This window comes from Iocasia fonsfrigidae, from assembly GCF_017751145.1.
Taxonomy (GTDB): domain Bacteria; phylum Bacillota; class Halanaerobiia; order Halanaerobiales; family DTU029; genus Iocasia; species Iocasia fonsfrigidae.
On the sequence record NZ_CP046640.1, the window covers coordinates 3,018,950 to 3,040,441 of the forward strand.

The 21,492-nt window shown below is 34.8% G+C and carries 23 protein-coding genes; 1 reads left to right on the forward strand and 22 read right to left on the reverse strand.

Features of this window, described 5'->3' with window-relative positions:
• Window positions 1-34: 34 nt before the first annotated feature.
• Window positions 35-484, reverse strand: coding sequence for an L-2-amino-thiazoline-4-carboxylic acid hydrolase (locus GM661_RS14480; protein WP_230867475.1), 450 nt, complete (start codon window positions 482-484; stop codon window positions 35-37).
• A 233-nt stretch (window positions 485-717) separates the two neighbouring features.
• The gene (locus tag GM661_RS14485; RefSeq protein WP_230867476.1) at window positions 718-1,425 is read right to left on the reverse strand and encodes a methyltransferase family protein; all 708 of its coding nucleotides are present in this window, start codon (window positions 1,423-1,425) and stop codon (window positions 718-720) included.
• 222 nt (window positions 1,426-1,647) lie between these two features.
• On the opposite strand from GM661_RS14485, the gene GM661_RS14490 reads away from it, so the two are divergent.
• On the forward strand, window positions 1,648-2,124 hold the full coding sequence (locus GM661_RS14490; protein ID WP_230867477.1) for a methyltransferase family protein: 477 nt from the start codon (window positions 1,648-1,650) through the stop codon (window positions 2,122-2,124).
• Between the two features lie 118 nt (window positions 2,125-2,242).
• On the opposite strand, the gene GM661_RS14495 is transcribed toward GM661_RS14490, so the two are convergent.
• The 20 genes from GM661_RS14495 to kdd all read right to left on the reverse strand — a co-directional run bounded on the left by GM661_RS14495 (window position 2,243) and on the right by kdd (window position 21,438).
• Window positions 2,243-3,157 carry a sugar phosphate isomerase/epimerase family protein gene (locus GM661_RS14495; protein ID WP_230867478.1) on the reverse strand — a complete coding sequence of 305 codons (915 nt, stop codon included), beginning with the start codon at window positions 3,155-3,157 and terminating at the stop codon, window positions 2,243-2,245.
• Window positions 3,158-3,171: 14 nt separating this feature from the next.
• On the reverse strand, window positions 3,172-4,212 hold the full coding sequence (locus GM661_RS14500; RefSeq protein ID WP_230867479.1) for a Gfo/Idh/MocA family protein: 1,041 nt from the start codon (window positions 4,210-4,212) through the stop codon (window positions 3,172-3,174).
• A 41-nt stretch (window positions 4,213-4,253) separates the two neighbouring features.
• Entirely contained in the window at window positions 4,254-5,294 is a 1,041-nt protein-coding gene (locus tag GM661_RS14505; RefSeq protein WP_125991361.1) for an ABC transporter permease, read from the reverse strand.
• Window position 5,295: 1 nt separating this feature from the next.
• Window positions 5,296-6,804 carry a sugar ABC transporter ATP-binding protein gene (locus GM661_RS14510; protein ID WP_230867480.1) on the reverse strand — a complete coding sequence of 503 codons (1,509 nt, stop codon included), beginning with the start codon at window positions 6,802-6,804 and terminating at the stop codon, window positions 5,296-5,298.
• Between the two features lie 87 nt (window positions 6,805-6,891).
• Window positions 6,892-7,836, reverse strand: a complete 945-nt coding sequence (locus GM661_RS14515; RefSeq protein ID WP_230867481.1) for an ABC transporter substrate-binding protein — start codon at window positions 7,834-7,836, stop codon at window positions 6,892-6,894.
• 70 nt (window positions 7,837-7,906) lie between these two features.
• The gene (locus tag GM661_RS14520; protein ID WP_230867482.1) at window positions 7,907-8,920 is read right to left on the reverse strand and encodes a LacI family DNA-binding transcriptional regulator; all 1,014 of its coding nucleotides are present in this window, start codon (window positions 8,918-8,920) and stop codon (window positions 7,907-7,909) included.
• A gap of 235 nt (window positions 8,921-9,155) precedes the next feature.
• Window positions 9,156-10,136, reverse strand: a complete 981-nt coding sequence (locus GM661_RS14525; protein WP_230867483.1) for a Gfo/Idh/MocA family protein — start codon at window positions 10,134-10,136, stop codon at window positions 9,156-9,158.
• A 21-nt stretch (window positions 10,137-10,157) separates the two neighbouring features.
• On the reverse strand, window positions 10,158-10,979 hold the full coding sequence (locus GM661_RS14530) for a sugar phosphate isomerase/epimerase family protein (RefSeq protein ID WP_407929601.1): 822 nt from the start codon (window positions 10,977-10,979) through the stop codon (window positions 10,158-10,160).
• A 299-nt stretch (window positions 10,980-11,278) separates the two neighbouring features.
• The gene (locus GM661_RS14535; RefSeq protein WP_230867485.1) at window positions 11,279-11,980 is read right to left on the reverse strand and encodes an ABC transporter ATP-binding protein; all 702 of its coding nucleotides are present in this window, start codon (window positions 11,978-11,980) and stop codon (window positions 11,279-11,281) included.
• 415 nt (window positions 11,981-12,395) lie between these two features.
• A complete protein-coding gene (locus tag GM661_RS14540) occupies window positions 12,396-12,794 on the reverse strand; it encodes a DUF2721 domain-containing protein (RefSeq protein WP_230867486.1) in 399 nt (132 codons plus the stop codon).
• 14 nt (window positions 12,795-12,808) lie between these two features.
• Entirely contained in the window at window positions 12,809-13,198 is a 390-nt protein-coding gene (locus GM661_RS14545) for a DUF2721 domain-containing protein (RefSeq protein ID WP_230867487.1), read from the reverse strand.
• Window positions 13,199-13,391: 193 nt separating this feature from the next.
• The gene (yfcE, locus tag GM661_RS14550; RefSeq protein WP_230867488.1) at window positions 13,392-13,946 is read right to left on the reverse strand and encodes a phosphodiesterase; all 555 of its coding nucleotides are present in this window, start codon (window positions 13,944-13,946) and stop codon (window positions 13,392-13,394) included.
• Window positions 13,947-14,053: 107 nt separating this feature from the next.
• Window positions 14,054-14,863 carry an energy-coupling factor ABC transporter ATP-binding protein gene (locus GM661_RS14555; protein WP_230867489.1) on the reverse strand — a complete coding sequence of 270 codons (810 nt, stop codon included), beginning with the start codon at window positions 14,861-14,863 and terminating at the stop codon, window positions 14,054-14,056.
• A complete protein-coding gene (locus tag GM661_RS14560; protein WP_230867490.1) occupies window positions 14,856-15,701 on the reverse strand; it encodes an energy-coupling factor ABC transporter ATP-binding protein in 846 nt (281 codons plus the stop codon). The genes GM661_RS14555 and GM661_RS14560 overlap by 8 nt, the downstream gene beginning before the upstream one ends.
• On the reverse strand, window positions 15,698-16,465 hold the full coding sequence (locus GM661_RS14565) for an energy-coupling factor transporter transmembrane component T family protein (protein ID WP_407929602.1): 768 nt from the start codon (window positions 16,463-16,465) through the stop codon (window positions 15,698-15,700). The genes GM661_RS14560 and GM661_RS14565 overlap by 4 nt, the downstream gene beginning before the upstream one ends.
• A 36-nt stretch (window positions 16,466-16,501) precedes the next feature.
• On the reverse strand, window positions 16,502-17,113 hold the full coding sequence (locus GM661_RS14570; protein WP_230867491.1) for an ECF transporter S component: 612 nt from the start codon (window positions 17,111-17,113) through the stop codon (window positions 16,502-16,504).
• Window positions 17,114-17,129: 16 nt separating this feature from the next.
• Window positions 17,130-17,870: a nucleoside phosphorylase gene (locus GM661_RS14575; RefSeq protein ID WP_407929677.1), complete on the reverse strand. Its 741-nt coding sequence runs from the start codon at window positions 17,868-17,870 to the stop codon at window positions 17,130-17,132.
• 28 nt (window positions 17,871-17,898) lie between these two features.
• On the reverse strand, window positions 17,899-18,594 hold the full coding sequence (locus tag GM661_RS14580) for a Crp/Fnr family transcriptional regulator (RefSeq protein WP_230867493.1): 696 nt from the start codon (window positions 18,592-18,594) through the stop codon (window positions 17,899-17,901).
• 291 nt (window positions 18,595-18,885) lie between these two features.
• Window positions 18,886-20,139, reverse strand: coding sequence for an aspartate aminotransferase family protein (locus GM661_RS14585; protein ID WP_230867494.1), 1,254 nt, complete (start codon window positions 20,137-20,139; stop codon window positions 18,886-18,888).
• A 264-nt stretch (window positions 20,140-20,403) separates the two neighbouring features.
• Window positions 20,404-21,438: an L-erythro-3,5-diaminohexanoate dehydrogenase gene (kdd, locus tag GM661_RS14590; protein ID WP_230867495.1), complete on the reverse strand. Its 1,035-nt coding sequence runs from the start codon at window positions 21,436-21,438 to the stop codon at window positions 20,404-20,406.
• Window positions 21,439-21,492: the final 54 nt, after the last annotated feature.

The following is a 21,492-nucleotide window of genomic DNA, read 5'->3' on the forward strand; positions in this document are numbered from 1 at the left end:
TAGTATAATAAAACCTGAGTAATACAAAGATTTTCTATTTCAAATCATTATTAACTATAATCTCTACTTTGCATTTTTTCCCTTTCCATAATGTCTCTAATACCTTGAACTTAATATCTGAATTTATTCCCTTTACCATTCCTTCCATCGGATTAAGACAATATATATAGCAAGGCATCCCCGCCCCAAGTTTTTTACAAATATCACAAAGCTTACATTTTTCTGCTATAGCTAAAAAACCATCTTCTGTTTTATTAATATCCCAAACTGCACAGTTAAACACCTCAGAACACCATGTAAAAACCTCTTCGGGATACTTGATACCAAAATTCTCTACTAAACCCTTTCCTGAAACAAAACTCTTTTCCTTTTTCTCCTTTACAATCTCATTTAAAATACCTTCTTTATTATAATAAAATACTGATTCTGCCAATACATTTGTATAAATACTTTGTAATACACTAAGTTTTACTTCTGTATTCATTAAAATCGTCTCCCTTCTAAGTAAAATTAAGCACTAATCCCCCCAACAGAGACCAACCTCATTCATAGTACTAACTTTCCTTATAATCTTCTTATATTATTTTAATAAATCTTTTATCACTAATCTATGTTAATTTTTTAAAAAAAGTAATCAAGTATAAAATCTTGAATCAATTTGACAGTTAATTAAGTTTTTTTATGATTAAGGCACTAAGAGCTTCTATTAGTATCTAATTACCATAATTTAATAATTAATCTATACTTAACTTTCTCAGCATAATCTATATAACCATCTAAGTCTCTTTGTAACATATCATCTTCCAATTTAGTTCTAATTACCACAAAAATCACAGCCAAAATTCCTGGTATAAATGTATAAACATAACCAATAATTACCGGCTGAACAAATGATGTTAAAATCATACCTAAATTACCAGGATGTCTTATATATTTATATGGTCCCTTTTCTATTATCGCCTGATTCCTATCAGTTTGTATACGAACTGTTCCCTCAAAATGTTTATTTATTACCATGGCCCAGGTAATTATAATTAAGGATACTAGATAGAGTAAAACACCCAAAAAAATATATTGAGCTGATAGTTGTAACCAGTCAAACCTAAAACCTAGGCCTGAAATAACAGGTATAATAAAAATATGGATTAAAGTATAAAACCCAAGTATTATTTTATCCCATTTTTTTGTATTACTCCCTTCTTCTGCTCTTGAACTCAATACTTCTGGATTATATTTTAATAATAAATAATTATTGATTACTGCCCCAGAGATAACCAACAAATAGTAAACCCATCCCCTAATAACCAATATGCTACCACTACATAAAAAAAACACAATTGCTGATATAAAATATAAAATCATATTTTTTAAAATGGCTTTTTTTTGATTATTTATTTTTTGTTTTACTTGTTTTGCTTTTAGCATCATAACCACCCCAGTAAAGTTATTTAAATATTATCATTCATATTTTAGCACTTTTTTTGAAAAATAACAATTGTTTCCTGATAGATTTTCAATTAGACAGTTTTAAGATAATTTATCTTATAACCTTTTTATTATAAATATTTTTCTAATATTGCAAATCTATAGATGATTAGATATAATCAAAATGGAAGACATTGAGAAAATATAAAGGAGAGGATAGTTATGAAAATAATAGAATACTACTTGAATCTAAAACCAAATATTATGATGTCATTTGGATTTATTTTAATTATTTTTATCGGTTTTTTAGGTGAATATTTTTCATGGGCAAGAATACCTTATCAACCACTATCAAATATTATAGGGGGTATAATATTTATTACAGGCTGGTTATTTCATAAACACTGTCACAGCTTTCATAAAAAAGCCCATTTAAGATCAGACCAAATCAAGAGCATTATAAAGTCAGGTCCATTTGCTATCATTCGTCATCCAATGTATTTAAGCTTAATTCTAATGTATTTAGGTGTAAGCATGACCTGGGGAATTATCTGGATGTTTATTCCCTTTATTGTCTTTTCCTCATTTATTATTATAATTGCAATAAGGGAAGAAACTTATTTATTAAATGAATTAGGTTCTGAATACAAGGACTATATTGATGAGGTCTCCTGGCGTTTTATACCCAAATTATTCTAAATGAATCACTTTTTAAAAGCCACCTGAGTAAAAAGCTAATAATTAGCATAATTTAGAAAATGTGAATATAAACGGCAGCTAGTACTACCTGCCGTTTAATAATTCCCTTGATCAATAATTAAATTACAAATTGCTCTAAATACTTTTTAGAAATTCGCAAACTATCAAGAACACGTTCTTTACTACCTTCAAAAGCTCTATCTTCTATTTCAATACAGGAATATCCATTATACCCTATGTCAGTTAAGGCAGATACATATGCCCCCCAATCTACATCACCAAGACCAGGCAGTTTAGGTCGCATATATTCAAGGGGATATGCCATAATTCCTACATTCTTTAATTGCTCAACATCGAGTTTAATATCTTTAAAATGAACATGAAAAATTCTATCTTTAAATTCATAAATAGGTAAAATATAATCCATCATCTGCCAGACAAAGTGACTGGGATCTAAATTAATACCGAAATTTTCATTAGGGATAATCTCAAATAATTTTCTCCAGATTTTAGGAGAAGTAAAGAGATTTTGTCCTCCAGGCCATTGATCTGCCTCAAAAAGCATTGGACAATTTTCAATAGCTATCTTAACACCTTTTTCCTCAGCATACCTTATTATTGGCGGCCATATTTCTTTAAATAATTCAATATTTTCTTCAACTGTTTTATTTTGATCCCTTCCAATAAAAGTGGTAACAAGATTAATTTTAAATTCTGCACTAGCAGCAATCACTTTTCTCAAATGTTCAATATTTTCTTTGCGTTTATTCAAATTACCATCCATAGTATTCGGATAATAAGCCAGAGAAGATATTTCTATATTTTTACTGTTACAATAGTCTTTTATATATGATACTTTATTATCAGTGAGATTATCTACATCAAGATGACTTACCCCTGCATAACGACGCTCAGCCTTGCCCTGCGGCCAGCAGGCAACTTCAATACATTGATATCCCATATCACTTGCAATATCAACTAATTCTTCAAAATCATAATCCTCAAGAATTGAACTTACAAAACCTAATTTCATCCTACTTTACCTCCTTAATCTTGTTTGACAACAATAGAGCGTCCGGTTTTTGATGACTCAATACTGGCAAAAATCGCCCTCATTGCCTTTATTGCCTCTACACCAGAAATCTCAGATTTTTTCTTTTCCATAAGACATTCAATAAAATGATCAATAACACCTGATTTTGTTTGCTCATCATTGGTTTGAATTTTATCAATGTCATAATAGATATTTTCTCCATTTTTAAGCATTACTTTAATGGAGTATTGTGGATCATCGTAAATACTCATAATTCCTTTTGTTCCATATAAAATAGTACTATTATCTTCTGAACCATAATAATTCCAACTAGCCGTCATTGTACCAATGATGCCACTACTCATTTTATAAATACAAATTGCATTATCATCTACTCCAATAAGATTTCCCTGTGAATCCTTCTTGTCTAAAGTCACCACCTTAGCAGTAGCCTCTACTACAACATCCCCTGTTAAAAATTGAATTAAATCTGTTTTATGTATTCCCAGATCTGCCATAGCCCCCATAGCAGCCTCTTGTTTATCAAAAAACCAGACATTTTTACCAGGATCAATACTCCATGTTTCTGGGCCACTATGTCCAAAAGTTGTTTTAAAACTTATAATATTTCCTATTAACCCTTGATTAATCAACTCTTTAGCCTTTATATGGGCCTTGGCAAAGCGTTGATTATGTCCTATCAGCAGATATTTCCCTGTTTCGTCGGCTGTTTTGACCATTTCTTCACATTCTTCAAGCGATGTGGCCATTGGCTTTTCACACAAGACATGTTTTCCTGCTTTAAGGGCAGCAATGCTTATTTCAGCATGAACATGATTAGCAGTACAGATACTTACAGCATCTATTTTAGTATCCTTCAGTAATTCCTGATATGATGTATAAACTTTTCCATTATATTTGTCTCCCATCTCTTCTGCCCTATTTATATTTCTATCATAATAACCTATAATTTCAGTGTTTTTATTGTCCATATATTCTGGTATATGCCGCACTTGGGCAATTTTTCCGCAACCAATTATTCCTATTTTATACATAAAGAGCCCTCCAATCAAATAATAAGTTATTCATCTTAGGCTTAATCTTTTTTTTGAAGTAGAACCGCAGCAACCAAAATCAAACCCTTAAAAGCCTCTCTTAAAAACGGTGGTACTCCCAGGAGATTTAACAAGTTGTTCATCACCGCAATAATTAACATACCAAATACTGTACCAATGATGGCTCCTCGACCACCGCTCATGCTAGTTCCTCCAACAACCGCAGCTGCAATGGCATCCATCTCATAGCCACTACCTGCATTGGCAAAATCCATTGAACCAATTCGCGACACTTGAATAATAGCTGAAAAGGCTACCAATAATCCCATCAGGGCATAAACACGCCGTTTTACACGGTTCACATTGACTCCTGACAGCTTTGCTGAACACTCATTTGAGCCAATAGCAATCACCTGCCTACCAAAAGTCGTTCTTTTGGATATAAAATACAGAACTGCTGCAATAATTAGCCAGTAAATAATAGGCATCAGCATATATTTCCCCATTTTAAAACCGGAAATCTGCAAAAATTCCCTTGGTACCCTGGGGAGAAATCCCTGCATAAAATGTTGGGTTACACTACGATATATTTTCATTGTTCCTAAAGTAGCAATAAATGGTGGAATTCGCCCCTTTGTTATTAATAAACCTATTAAGTTACCAAGTAGAATACCAAAACCCGTTCCTATAATAATAGCAATAATAATTACTGACACACCAGTAATTCCCATATTGCAAAGAATCCCATTAGGACCGCTATCCAGCAGCACCATCATTACAGCTCCAACTGAGGCAAGAGTTGAACCTACTGACAAGTCTATTCCACCAGACATAATAACAAAAGTCATCCCTAAAGCTATAATTCCAACCCCTGCATTATTTCGTAAAATATTTATCCAGTTATTAATCCAGGAATAAAACCAGGCCCCAAACGAATCATAACTGAACCCTAAAGTTAATGTCTGCAAAATAATCATAATAAATAACGCAACTGCTGTGCTAAAAATGGGTTCAGTAGACCATTTATGTAAAAACCAATGTAAAAATCTATTTTTGTTTTTATCATTACTGTTTCTTTCCATATTATGTTCCCTCCCTCTGATTTAAGGCAATTGTCCCACCAGTAGCCAGTCGCATAATATCATGTTTGTTCATTGTTTCTCCACTTACCTCACCTTGAAGTACACCATGGTACATAACTAATGCCCTGTCACAAATACGAATGATCTCCTTTGCTTCACTAGATAAAACCACTATAGCAATATTTTCTTTGGCCAATCTAAGGATAATGTCATAAATCTCTTCCTTAGCCCCTACATCTACCCCCTGGGTAGGATTATCTAGTATTAACAAATTAGGATTGGCAATCAACCATTTAGCCAGTACCACCTTTTGTTGATTTCCTCCCGAAAGACTATTAATTAAATCAGTTTTAAGACTCATTTTTATTTTTAAATCTTTAACTTGTTTTTCAAACTCTTCCTCTTGAGTTTTTTTGTTAATTATTCCCCATTTGGAAAATTTCGGCCAGGTAACAATCGAACCATTTTCAAAAATGTTCATATCCTTGATAATTCCATTTTCTTTTCTATTACGGGGAAGGTAGCCAATTCCTTTTTCTACAGCCTGAGTAGTATTATTTACCTGAGTCAACTTCTCTGCTAAATATATTTTACCTGAACAAATATCCCCATTTCCAAAAATAGCCTTAAAAAGCTCACTTCGTCCATCTCCAAGTAGTCCTGTCACACCCAGTATTTCTCCAGCCCGAACTGAAAAACTAATATTACTGAAATTATTGTCATCAGATAAACCTTCTACCCGCAATACTTCTCTCCCTAATTCCCTGGAGCACTGTAAGGATATAGTACGCACATCATGTCCTACCATAAATCGTGCTAAATCATCTGTTGTAACATCGTCAACTGGTCCTTCTGCTGCCAGGACACCATTTCGCAATACTGTATAGCGGTCACAAAACTCCATTACTTCCCCAAGTTTATGAGAGATAAATACAATGCCGACATCATGACTTTTTAGAGTTTCCATCATCTGAAATACCCTCTTAATTTCTGAATCAGTTAGAGAAGTTGTTGGTTCATCCATAATAATGATTGAGGCATCCATCATAATAGCACGGCATATTTCTACAATCTGTTTGTACGAAGTATCCAGGTCGCGTACCATGGTACGAGGATTTAACTCAACATCCATCCGTTCAAATACTTCCTGGGTCTCAAAAATCATTTTTTCCAGGTCTAAGACACCACCCTTTTTCTTTATTTCCCGTCCAATAAACATATTCTCATAGATGGGCAAATCATTAATTAAATTAAGCTCTTGATGGACAAAAGCAATCCCTGCATCTAATGAATCTGCTGGCATATCAAATTGCGTTTTTTTATCATCAAGATATATATCCCCTGAGTCCATGGACACTACCCCACCCAGAATATTCATCAGAGTAGATTTCCCTGCACCATTTTCTCCCAGCAAAGCACATACTTCTCCACCTTTAATGGAAAATGAAACATTTTTTAAAACAATATTGGCCCCGAAGGCCTTACAGATATCTCTCATTTCTATCTTCATAAGATCACCTCCATTATTTTAAATAAGAGGTTATGGTCTACCATAACCTCTTTTGTCTATTCTTAAATACTTCCACTTATTTGTGAATTAATAAGGTGAATTGGCATCTAAAAATTCAGTATAATTCTCCCGATCAACAATAGTTGTCGGGATAATGGTTTCTTTGGCTACTTTCTCACCATTTAATAATTCTACAGCAACATCAACTGCATCTTTAACCATAGCAGGACTGTATAAAGCAGATTGAATCCAGATATCTTCGTTTTCTGGCATCATTTCAAAATACTCCTGCATTCCACCCCCACCAGTAACAACTTTAATCTCTGTTCTACCTGCTTCCCTGATAGCCTGTAGAACCCCTATAGAAGTCTCATCATCCATTGAATATACAGCATTAATTTTAGAATGCCTGACAAGAATATCAGAAAAATCAGTTAGCCCATCCTGACGGGTAAACTTTGTTGCATAAGTAACAAGGTTCATATTAGGAGCAATTTTTTCTATTGTTTCAATAAATCCCTTTTTCCGCAACTCTGCAACAGAACCAGAGCTGGGAACATCTAGAATAACAACAGTACCTTCAGTTCCAATCTTATCTACGATATACTTTGCCCCTTGAGTACCCATATCTTCGTTGTCACCAGCTACTCGATATACACCATCTACATCAATGGCTATATCAAAGTTAACAAGCTTAGTCCCAGCATCTACTGCTCTTTGTATAGGTACTTCCATACCCACCCACTGCGGAAAAGCAACAATCGCTTCAGCTCCCCAGGTTATCAGGTCGTCTAATTGAGAAGTCATTTCAGAGGCATTACTACTGGTCTGAATGTTGTACTCAACTTGATCAGATAATTCTTTACACCGTGCTTCAGCATGATAAGCAACTGCAGCAACCCAACCATGGGTAACAGCAGGGGCTAAAATTCCCACCTTATACTTTGCCCCCGAAGCAGCCCCGGAAATACCAGCAAACAAAAGAGTAGCTAATAATGTGACCACAAGCACAAAACCAAAAACTTTTTTCATACAACTTTCCTCCTTTTAATATTAATGTACTTAGATATATGAACTAATCAACAGTGTATTTCAACTATTGTTAATCCCTTTTGCCTATTGGTGCAGAAGACTCCCGTATAATTAACTCATGCTTTAACAGCAATTCTTTTTGTGTAATTTTCTGCTTAGTCATTTGTCCATATAACATATAGGCTGCCCTTCTACCAATCTCATAACAGGGTTGGGCAACTGTTGTAATATAAGGATGAAACATCATAGTATCTTCAACATCATCAAAACCTATTATTGTCAAATCTTCAGGTACCCTAACCCCCATTTCTTTTGCCTGACTAATAGCACCAAGTGCAACCCTATCAGAGATACAAAAAATCGCTGTAGGCCTACTTTTAAGCTGAAGCAGTTGAGCTGCAGCCCTTTTCCCACTCTTAAATGAATAATCTCCAGTAGAAAAAACAATATAATCGTTCGGGTTTTTAATACCATGTTTATGTAATGTATCTTTATAACCTTTTAATCTTAACGAGGTAGAAATATAATTATTCTGACTACTTATAGTTGCAATTCGCTTATGACCTAGATCAATTAAATACTCCATTACATCTTGAGCAGCCTTATAATTATCAATAGCAACATGAGAAATATCTACCTTATCATCATATTCTGAACATTGAACCACAGGATATTCCTGTGCATACTCCAGAAGCCAATCACAGCCAAGACTACTTGCTAAAAGGATAGCACCATCTGCCCTTTTCTTTTTTAACATCTCCATACCTTTTTTTTCACTTTTCGGGTCATCACCAGTATTAAAAATCAAAGCACTGTACTCAATTTCATTTGCTACATCACCTATCCCTGTTAATATATGAGAATAATAAGGATTTGTAATATTAGGGGCAAGAATAAGAATAACCCGGCTTTCATTTTTGCGGAAATTCCGTGCTAATATATTCGGTTTATAAGAAAGCTTTTCAATAGCATCATAAACCCTTTCTGCCGTTTCTGGTCGCACCAAATCCTGATTATTTAGCACCCGTGAAACCGTAGCAACAGAAACATTGGCCTCCTTTGCAACATCAGCTATAGTTGTCATAAATTCCTCCTGAAATTTTCCAAATAAAATTAAAAATAAATATTATGTAAGTCAAATGTAATTGATTACATTTTTATTAATATCTTGCCCTTTTAGGGGAAATTCCTAGTTTTATGAAATTTCAAATGTAATTGATTACATTTTTTAATATTATATATAGAATATCATTAATTTAATTAGATATCAATACTTCTTTCCAAAATAATTATATTTTATATATTGTATTTTTATATAATTATTCTTGATTATGATTTAATATTTCTTCAAGTATCTCAACCACTGTTATAACTTGTCTTTCGCTTACTTTATCAGATGGAATTCCTTGTTTTATACAATTCAAAAAATGAGATAGTTCATGATAAAACATTCCTGTTGGTGGGAGATTTATTCCCGTAGGAATTTTTATCTCATCCTCTATATCAAAATAATAAGGTTCCCTTTCAGACTGATATAAAATCAAATTTTTTCCGTCGAAGACTACTAATGCATTCTCAAAGTAAATCCTCCAGCGTGTAGTAAATGGATAATCAGCATTATACCATGCCGCTTCAGCAACTATATTTAATTTTCCATATTTATAGTTAAAACGGTATTGTTCTTTAACTTTCCTATTTTTTCCTCCACAGCTGGTAAAATCATACTTGTCTGGCTTCCCAAACAAACTAACTATTAGATCAAGGTCATGAATATGTAAGTCAAATGGTAAAAGTCCACTCTTATCCTTATCAAACAACCACCCACCTTGTGCCCAGCCTGGAGATCCTGTAATGCGTTCAAAATACCCATCAAGTGGTTTCCCAAACTCCCCATTTTCTATAATCTGATGCAAAATTTCTGCTGCTTTAGTAAACTGTAAAACCTGACCCACAAATAATAATAATCCCTTCTCCTCCGCTAAATTAAACATATCTTCAGCATCTTCTTTGTGAAGTGCTATAGGTTTTTCTACAATAACATGTTTCCCAAGAAAAAGGCTTTTCATAACCTGTTGTTTATGTAAAAAGGTAGGTGTACAAATATCAATAACATCGATCTCTTCCACCTGTACCATACTATCAATATTTTTATAAACAGGAAGACCCCATTTTTCTGCTTTTTTCCTGCCAGATACAGAATTACTAACCACAGCTGCAACTTTACATCCATCGATTTCCGCATAATTATTATGATGTACGCTGCCCATCCCGCCAATACCAACAATACCAATTCTTATCATCACTACTCCTCCTCATATATTTTAAATTTCAAGTCCTATTGATTGTAAATATTGATAAGAATCTTTTACAGCTTGATTAATTTCCTCAATATTTTTTGCCCCATTTTTAGTAAATTCTATTTCAATACTTAAAGGACAATTATTTTCTGCCTGTTTCAATTTGCTTAGTATCATCTTGAAATCTATTCTTCCTTTTCCAAGTGCAGGAAAATTCCATTCATCTTGTCTCCCCGCTTTATCTTTGAGATGTATATGTCCAATTTCATTAATACAGGCTTCAACATCTTCTTCTAAGTTTACTGCACCATAAAAAATGGCATTAGCTGTATCATAATTAATGACTACACGTGGTGAGTTGACAATATCTATAATATCTTTCAAACACTTACCTGTTCCATGTTTTCCATGGTTCTCTAATCCTAAAATTAAATTATATTCCTCTAAATACGGTATCAATTCTTGGATATGCCCTGCTACCTCAAAATTAGATATTTCTGCCTTATCTTTCAAATGGGCTTCTCCAATAGAGGAAATAACATGCTCACATCCAAAGAATCCTGCAAGACGAATGTTAGCTATAAAATCAGTGATTCGCCCTTTATCCATTAGATTACAGTGACCACTCATGGAAATGGGGATTAAATCATTCTCCTTTAATTCATCTTTAATCTTATATAATTGCTTTAAACTCATTGTAGGAAAAACATGTTCTGTCCAACCCTTTGTCGCTGTAAGTTCAATATACTTAAAACCAGCCTTACTTATTCCATCCATTGCTTGACATAACGAATAGCCATGATAAGTATTAGAGTTAACGGCTATTATCCTCTGCAATATATCCATCTCCTTTTTTATAATATTTAAATTATTATAACATTGTAATATATGCGTTTTCAATAAATTGAGCAAACATAAAAAAATTTCATTATTAAGCCTCTTTGGTAAAGTCAAAAATTATGGTGGTCTTTCCACCCTATTCTTTTATAAATCTATAAGGCAGATGACCACCAGAAAAACGACAGCTTTTAATAAGCTGCCGTTTAATAATTAATTATGGTTTTTTTGGCAATTTTTTAACTACAACACTATCAGTAGTAATCTTACCATCAACAATCTTCCAGACGCCTATAGTGTCATATCTATCAACCCCCCAGGAAAAGTTCGGCTACTTCATCATTATTTAATAATCCCTGACCAGTATCTTCATATTTATTTTGACCAGTTGCCAGAACATAGCCTCTATCTGACATCCCCAGAGCTTTTTTAGCATTTTGTTCAACCATCAAAATAGATACACCAGTCTTATTAATATCTTTTACCTTATCAAGGATCATATCTATATACATTGGTGCCAGCCCAGCAGTAGGTTCATCTAATAAAAGAAGGTCTGGTTCTATAATCAATGCTCGACCAAAGGCAACCATCTGCCGCTGCCCACCGCTCAGTGTACCCGTTCTTTTCTTCCTCTTTTCTTTCAAGGGGGGGAATAAATCATAAATCAATGTTAATCTATCTTTCATGTTCTTGTTATTGACAAAAGCCCCCATTTCCAAATTCTCATGTACAGTAAGTGAGGGAAATACATTATCACTCTGAGGTACAAATGAAAACCCAAGCCTTACCAAACGATCCGGCTTAAAACCACCTATTTCCTCTTCCCGATATAACACCTTCCCCTCTCTTGGTTTTACCAGACCAAAGATAGTCTTTAACAAGGTTGACTTACCAGAACCATTAGGTCCAACTATAGAAACTACCTCTCCTTGATTAACCCTGATCGATATCCCATGTAATATTATCATCTCTCCATAGCCAGCTACTACATCTTTTACTTCCAAAAGCATAAAACATCATCCCTTTCAACCCCTTATAAAACAGCTACTCCCTATGCCACCTAAGTACGGTCTCAATTACTAGTGGGTGTTTCCGTATGTCATCAAGCACACCTTAACAAATACCATTTAAAAACACATTTATTACTTAATAAATATTATATTTATGATATGTTTGTGTTACTTACATGTTAATTTTATACCCGCTTTTTCTTTTTGTCAAGGCATTTTCATTCGATTTCAAATGGATACATGTTTTTGCTAATTATTACGTTAGCTTTTGGAGGCAACGTCCACAAAACATAACATGATTTAAGAGCAATTTTATATGATAACAGAAATAAAAATACACCCCTGTTTTATTTAATAACAGGGGTGTAAATTAAAAGAAATTTATTATCTTATTATTTATTTTAATAATATCTTATTAAGAAATGTCCTTTTCACCAAGTTGAATATTCAAGGCATGAACAGACATGTTAATTTCGATTGCAGAAATAATCAATGAAATCATAAGCAGTACAAGCGCTACTGCAAAGACTATTTCTCCAGCAAGAGATTTTTCAAAGAATAATAAAAACATAGAGAAAACACAAAAAAACAAAGCAATAATAGCCAGAAACTGCATATTCCTGATAAGTTTAACTCTACGTTTCAACGATTTTATCTGAGATGATATAACAATATTATCTTTCCCTTTTTCCTCTATTTCATCATGAAGGCTTCTAATTAAACTAGCAATAGCAGAAAACCTATTCGTATATGCCAGCATCAATAAAGAAATCGTAGAAAAAACCAATGCTGGCGTAGTTAATGTAAAACCCATTTATCCTCACCCCATTAATATTCTATATCTAAATTAATATCTAAAGCCTTTAAGGAAAAATATATCTCAATTAAAACTGATATAAGTGCAGCTAAGAAAAATATCAATCCTGCAGAAAATAACAAATTTACTATTATTCCTCCCCCTAATAATGTGAAAAACATTGCTGATATCTCAAAAAACAAAGCTAAAACACCAAAGATATGAATAAATTTAATAATCCTCAGTCTGATTGCAAAAATATTAATCTGTTCTTTAACATTTTCTAGACTGCTCTCATTTTTAAACATTATATTGAAGTTTCTAATTAACCTGGAAAGCCTGGTAAATCTCAAAATATAAGCCGACATTAATAGACATACCCCTTTAAATAATAAGGCAGGTGTCCCAATACTTAAAAACATACCATCCCTCCTGGCAGATAAGATTTTATTGCTATTATATCTATGTTATTTATTAAATTTAACATTATAACTAGGCATATGTCAAGACTTTCATCCTATGTGCAAGTGTATATACAGATATACATTGATAAATTATACCTAAAGCAAAAAAACACCCTTTTAAGGTGTTTTTAGTAAAACATTTATAACTTTCTTAGAAATACTTATATGATTCAATAACTTTACCATTATCTAAATTCAAAATAGAGATTTCTCCATTTTTTATACTGGCCAGGGTTGGTACTCCAGGTGTCTGTTTAGGTAGTGCAATACTACCAGGATTAAGAAGTATTACCCCATCATCTTCCTTAATAACCGGGATATGTGTATGTCCATAGATAAGTATTTTTGCCCCAAATCTCCTGGCAAAATCAAACCTCTCTGCCTCATTATCATGTTGAAACCCGTGATAAATAACTATTCGCAAACCATTATCTTCTACTACAGACAACTCTGGCAGAGGATATGGTAGTACCCAGTCATCTACCAGGGCATCAACATTCCCTTTTACTGCTAATAAGTTGTAGTCAGCCTTATTAATTAAATCAACAAGGCCTTTGGTATCATAACCATCTGGCAGGCGATTACGAGCACCATGATAGAGTATATCCCCAGCATGGAGTACCATATCGGCCTGTCCAAAATAAGTCTCAGCCTTTTTCCAATTAGCCAGACTACCATGTGAGTCACTAAGCACTATAAAATTCATAGTTATCAGCCCCCTTTCTGCTAATTAATCTTATCCCAACTAGACAGAAATTACAAGGTCTACCATCTAACCGCAAAGCTAATATGACAGCCGAAACCGTCCCCTTGTCACCTAGTTTTCGCTTTTTTATATTCCAAATACTCCTCAACAGTTAAAAAAGTATTCTGAGCACCTAGTTTATGGCAAAGCTGGGTTACGTGTGGTGGTTCCAGGTAGGCATCTTTGAGGACTGCCTCCTGAGAATAGACATCCCTTGTGTTACTGTCAAGTAAAACCCTGCCTTCATTAAATACTACTGTCCTTTCAAAAGTCTCCGCCACAAAATCCATGTCATGGATAATAGTTAACACAAGTTTTCCTTGCTTACTCAGATCTTTAATTAAAACCTTAATCTTCTCTTTGCCTGCATAATCCTGTGCAATTGTCGGTTCATCTAAAATAATAATAGCTGTATCCATGGCCAGGATAGAAGCAATAGTGACCAGTTTCCTGTCAGAAAGGGTTAGGTCATAGGGGTTTATTTCCTGCTTATCTGCTATATCCAGCATCTTAAGTGCTTTTAGGGCATTATCGCGTGCAGTATCCTCATCCTGTCCAATATTAAGTGGGCCAAACATAACCTCATCAATCACTTTACCCTTAAAAATCTGGTCATTAGGGTTTTGAAACACCAGACCAATTTCACCAGCCAGTTCAGCTACCGTAGCTTCCCTGGTGTTTTTGCCATTTATAATTATATCTCCTATCTTAGGTTTTAAAATACCTTTTAATAGTTTAACAAAAGTAGTTTTACCGGCACCATTTTGACCAATAATAGCTGTAGACCTATGATCAAATTCTAAGCTAATCCCTTTTAATACCTCTTCCTCTTCAGTATAAGAGAAATGTAGGTTTTCTACTGAAATTTTTTTATCCATTATGATCAACCACCACTCCATAGGCCTCTTCCAGAGTAACAGGATATAGACCTGTATCTTTATCTTGATAACCAAGCCCTTTACATATCCTGGTAAAAGAAGGGGCTGCAATACCATGTTCTGCCAGGTCGTCCCGGGAAAAAACCCTCTGCGGGGTATCAAAATCAATCATTTCTCCATCATCTAAAAAAATCACCCGATCAGAGTAGGCCGCTATTTTCTCCATTTTATGTTCCACCATAATAACAGTCATCTTCTCCTTACTAAGCTTCTGAACAGCCCTAAAAACCTCTTCAGAACCCTGGGGATCAAGCTGAGAAGTTGGTTCATCCAGTACTATAACCTGTGGTTTCATAGCAATAATACTGGCAATAGCCATCCTCTGCATCTGCCCTCCGGATAAATCAAAGGGATTGCGGTCTTTATATTGATATATACCCAGTAAATCAAGGGCATAATCAACCCTTTCAACTATTTTCTGACGGCTAATTCCGGCATTTTCTAAACCGAAAGCCACTTCTTCATAAACAGTTAATTTAGAACCTGTGACCTGAGTAAAAGGATTCTGGAAAACAATACCCACCTTTAAAGAAAGAACACTAATTGAGGTATTTAAAACCTCTAAACCATCAACAATTACCTTCCCACCATAGGTTCCTTTATAAAAATGAGGAACAAGACCGGCCAGAGCCTGACAGAGGGTCGATTTTCCGGCAGAGTTCTGGCCTACTATCCCAATAAATTCCCCTTCTTCTATTGAAAAAGATATCCCTTTAAGTGCTAGTTTCTCTGACATAGGGTATTTATATTTTAATTTATCTACTATTATTTTTTTCATGATAATATCCTCCAGATAAGGGCTACAATTACAATAAGTATTAGTATTAGTTGAATCACTTTATCATAAGACTCTTCTTTTTCTTCATTTAAAAATGTCTTTTTAACACTGGAGTTAAATCCCCTTACCTCTAACGCCATAGCCCTTTCCCTGGTATTAATTAAAGAACTCATTACCACGGGTCCTATCAAGGGAAAAAAGGCTTTTATCCTTGTTTTTAGACTACCTTCAGTTTCCATGCCCCTTGACCTCTGGGCTTCAGTTATTGTATTCATAGTAGCAGACATCTGAGGAATAATTTGTAATACTGAATTTAATACATAGCCAATCCTTGGCGACAAACCCTTTCTGACCAGTGATTCAATCAATTCAGACGGCTTTGTTGTAAGAACGAGAATAGCAAAAGAACTTAAAATATTCAAAACCCTTAAGCATATATCAAAAGCATATAAAAGTCCTTCCTTATAAAAAACTATACTACCAATACTAAATAATGCTGTCTTATTCCCTAAATTAAATAGCCCCTGAATTATAACTACTGATATTAAAACAATACTACTAAATCCAATAATAGGAAACACTTTCCTCAGTACCCGACCTGAAATTATTATTAAAAAACTCAGCAATACAGAGGCAAGCATGACCTTTCTAAGAGGAACAAGTATCAAAAGCAAGATTACTGCTATGATATACATTATCTTACTAATGGGACTTATTTTGTGGACTAAAGTATCCCTTTCCTGATATAAACTCATAGTTTTCAACGATATCGCCGTCCTTGTTTAAAAATATTAATCTTCTTAAGCCTCAAAACTATCTATTTCTTTATTTCCGCCCCTGTAAAGATTAATAATGTTTTTAGGTAATCCCTTATAGATTATAAAACTAATTAATACTGTTGCTACCTTATCAGGTAAATCAACAACTAACTCATCCAGGAATGATGCTACCCAGACAGGTGCACTATTAGCTATTAGTGAGGCATAGAGAGCATCACCCCAGACATTACCAGTCTGTCCACCCCAGAAACTAATATTTATTGGAGTTGAAATAACTGCTGCTACTAATCCTGTTATTAAACCAACAACAATGGATTTACTAAAACTTTCAATCCAGCCCCTATAGGCCATAATACCAATTGCCAGACCAATACCTATACTGGTAAGTGCATAAATAAAAGAGATTGGGTCCATTGTTAAACCATAGATTATATTATTAATTGCACCTGAAATTGCCCCAATAATAGGGCCTGCTAACATACTGGCCAGGGCTGTACCAATAGCATCCAACCAGAGTGGGAGTTTTAAAACCCCTGCAAAGAGTTTACCAATGTAATTAATACCTACAGCTGCCGGAATAAGAACTAATGAAGCAGTCGAAAATTTGAATGACCAAAGCCTTTCCTTACTCATGAAAAATTCCTCCCTTTTAGTTTTTATTATTTAAAGCAATTGCTTCCAGGGCTGTAATGATCTCCTGTTTCTCCCCTTCAACAGTAGCATTTAAACCATCAACATAATCATTAATCCCCTTTTCCAGATTACCATTAGAATCCACAACTACATTTAATATTGAAGCAACCTGTAATCCCCTTAGTCCACCTATCACAAAAAGGGCAGAGCTCTCCATATCAGAACCTAATATCCCTTTAGCTGACCAGTACTGGTCAATCTCATTCTCCCTATCTGTATAGAAACTATCATGACTGCGAATCAAACCAGTATGATATGAGTAATCCAATTCTTCAGCAGCCTGTTGCAAAGCAAACAAGAGAGCTGGGTCAGGAACAGCTGGATATCCTTTTTCTATATATGTATCAGATAGACCATCATTCCTGACAACTCCATTAGCTATTATCAAATCCCCTAATTTTATATTATCCTGTAGGGCCCCACAACTACCGATTCTTATTAAAGTCTTCACACCGATATTCTTCAACTCCTCTACAGCAATCCCTATAGACGGACCACCTATACCTGTAGATACAACTAGAACCTTTAGGCCTTTATAATAACCTGAAATACTCTTGTATTCCCTATTAAAAGCAATATCCGTAGGGTCATCTAAAATATCACGGGCTATTTCCACCCTTGCAGGATCACCCGGTAAAATAGCAAATTCAGCTGTGTCTTTATCAGCACAGCGGATATGAGGTTGTATATTCTTGATCAAGTTCTCTACACCCTTTCTATATTGTTTACTGATTCTTACTAAGTTCCTGTTCTTTTAAAAGACCTTCCATGTCTTTAATAATAATACCCTTATTATTGATGTCTATTATCCCTCTGTCCCTTAGTTCCCTGAAAACCCTGTTAATACTCCTTTTAGTAACAGCAAGCTGTTCACTAATCTTATCTTTGTTAATGGATATCTCTATTTCTTTGGGGTGATCACCTGGCTTTTGATTACTTTCCAGTAAATATTTAATTAAACGATATTTTAGTGAATAAAGATTATCATTCATTGCTTTGATAGAAAGATTATAAAAAAGACTGGCCATGCTTTTAGCAAAGTAATTGCTAATATGTATATCCAGTTCAATCCACTTAAGAAAATAATCCCTTGCCAGGCTGATCAAAACAATTGGTGAAACAGCCTCAGCATAACACGCCGCCGGTTTTTTGTCGAATATTTCTAATTCGCCAATATAATTACCCTTTGTATACAAGGCCTGAGTATATTTCTTCCCATTTTCTGCCAGCGCATAGATATCCACATAGCCTTCAATAATAATATAAAACCTCTCTGGAATCTCACCCTGTTTTAATAATATTTCCCCTTTTTTATACTCACAAAACTGCCAGTGTTTTAATATCTCATAGGGGCAGAACTTAAGCATCTTATTAATTTTTAAGTTATTTGCCATTACCTTTTGAATCTCAGATATACCCATACTTAATCATCACCTTTATCTTATCATATTATAAAAATCCATCCCAGGACATATGTCTTCATGAACAAGTTTTTTAGATTAAAATTGTTAATATTTCAATAATTACATTCTACCAGAATTAATTTTCATCTTCAAACTTAGTATTTGAGTATATTTTTTAAATCATTTAAATTTACAAGGTCTGTCATAATAGATGAAAGCCATGTGACAGATGAACCGTCCCCTTGTCATAAAAAACACCAGAGATCAAATTGATCCCTGGTGTTAGTAGTTTTTTAAGTAATTATATTTTTAATAATCTTTTTCTTCAATATAGACCAAGCTCTCTTCAATAGCCTTAACTGTATAATTAAGGTCTTCATCAGTATGACGATAGCAGATATAGCCGTGGTGATATGGCTGCATAAAGACACGACGCCTGATCAACTGTGTATAGAAATCAGTTCTCTTTTCTTTATAGGTTTTAGCTTTATCCCTCTGGAAGGTTATATAGGGCATAGGGGGTATGCCAGATACCTCTGCCCCAACCGGATATTTCGCAGTCAAGGCTTTAATATCTTCTAAGAATTTACTGCCTTTTTCCCAGATATATTCTAGTACCTTTTTGGACTGTAATAACTCAATAGTCTTTAAAGCCGCGGCAAAAGAAAGACTGTTGGGAAAAAAGGTCGAAGAAACAAACACATCATGTTCTGCCTTTTTCATTACCTCTTTTTTGCCAGCTACTGCAGCAATAGCATAGCCATTTGCCATCGCCTTGCCAAAGAGTGACAGATCTGGTGTCACTCCATAATATTCCTGGGCACCACCCAGTGCTACCCGGAAACCAGTCCTAATCTCATCAAAAATCAAGATAGTATTATACTTATCAGCCAGTTCTCTAACACCTTCTAAGAAACCAGGTTTTGGTTCTTCAATCTTATTACCCAGTGGATGGCCAACCGGTGTTATGATGATAGCAGCAGTATCATTACCATGCTCGAACAATAACTCTTCCAGACTAGCAAGGTCATTATATTTAAAACTGTAAACATCTTCATAGAGTTTTTCTGGTATACCACCCTTTACCTCAACACACCAGTCGTGCCAGCCGTGATAACCACAGCGCATAATCTTGGTCTTATCGGTATAACCGCGGGCCAGTCTAACAGCCAGGGTGGCAGCAGCAGAACCTGTTTTTAGAAAGATAACCTGTTCAGCAGATGGTATTATTTCAACCATTTTTTCTGCCAACCTATTTTGAATAGATTGAGTTAAAGAAAAACAGAAACCCTTATCTCTAATCTGTTTTATAACAGCCTCATCTATTTCTTCCTCACAGTAGCCCATAATAATTGGACCATAAGCACATAGATAATCAATATATTCATTACCATCCAGGTCAATAATCCTGGATCCTTTACCAGATTCAAAGTAATTTGGGTATTCACCCTCTACAAAATTATAAGGTCTTCTGATCCCAAGCACCGCACCAGGTGTCAGCTCATAACCCCTGGCTACCTCACTCATGCTTTTTTCTAAATTTAATTTTCCTACTTCACTCATTTAACACACACCTTCTTTTATTATTTCCTTTTGCTTAAATTCAAATATACCTGCAATTTATTTAAGTAAGGCTCTTTCATAATAGACTTTTTGCATAATTGAATTATTGACCAGCCGATTAAAACGGAGCAGGATTTAGTAAAGCTGATTACGAAAGAGGCTGTTTTCCTGTCTGACCGTAGGGAGTTTAAAACAGCCCGTAATTAGCTAATACTAAATTCGTTGCGGAGTTTTTGGATGGCAATAATCAATTATGCAATACGCTTAAGTATATAACCTGGTATAAATCTCCCTCAACTTTTTATTCTCCCGCAGTATTTCCAGAGAAATAATGGCATGGTTATGGCAATAACCATTTCCGATTATCATCTCTACATCTTTGCCAATTCCCTCTGCACCAAGGGCTGCTTTAGTAAAACTGGTAGCCATACTAAAGAAGTATATTGTACCCCTGTCTTTAGCAGCCAGGATTGAAGCCATCTCTGTATTAGGGACATTAACATTATTGATGACCAGATCACATAAATTTCCATCTGTAATTTCCTCAATCTTTGCCAGGACTTCTACAGGTTTAGTGGCATCAGCCTGGACTATATAATCTGCCAGGTCCAGAGACTTTACAGTCTGGCATTCCTTTTCATTATAACATAAAGCAATAACTTTACCAGAGATACCGGCCCTTTTCTGGGCCTCATGGAGACAGAGCATCCCTGATTTGCCGCCTGCCCCGATAATTAAAACGGTATCACCTGAATTCACAAGACGGGCAGTCTGGGCTGGTGCACCTGCTACATCAAGCAGGGCCAAGGCCAGAGTGTCTTCCATATCTTCAGGGAGTTTAGCATAAATACCCGTCTCAAAAAGAACAGCCTGCCCCTCAATATCAACCTGGTCAATATCCATATGAATTTCTTTAATCTCTTTTATCTTTAGTGGGGTAAGTGATAAAGAAACCAGGGTAGCTATCCTGTCCCCTACTTTGAGTTTACAATCTGTCAGGGCATCACCAATCTTACTGACCGTACCAATTAGCATTCCACCAGAACCAGTTACTGGATTTTGATGTTTCCCCTTAGTGTCCACAATTTCCTTCATCTTCTCTTTTATCTTTTCTTCATCACCACCAGCCTCATTCTTTATCTGGGTGAAACTGGCTGAGTCAATATTTAGGGTCTGAACATCTATTAAGATTTCGTTATCATAAATCTCCATATCGTTATCAATCTTATCTGCTGTCTGGGGGAGTACACCCTCAGGTTCTAAAACGCGGTGCAAACCATATCTGTTGCCCTTTTTCAAATTAATCACATCCTTATTAATTAATAGATATAATAAATTACACTAAACTTTAGT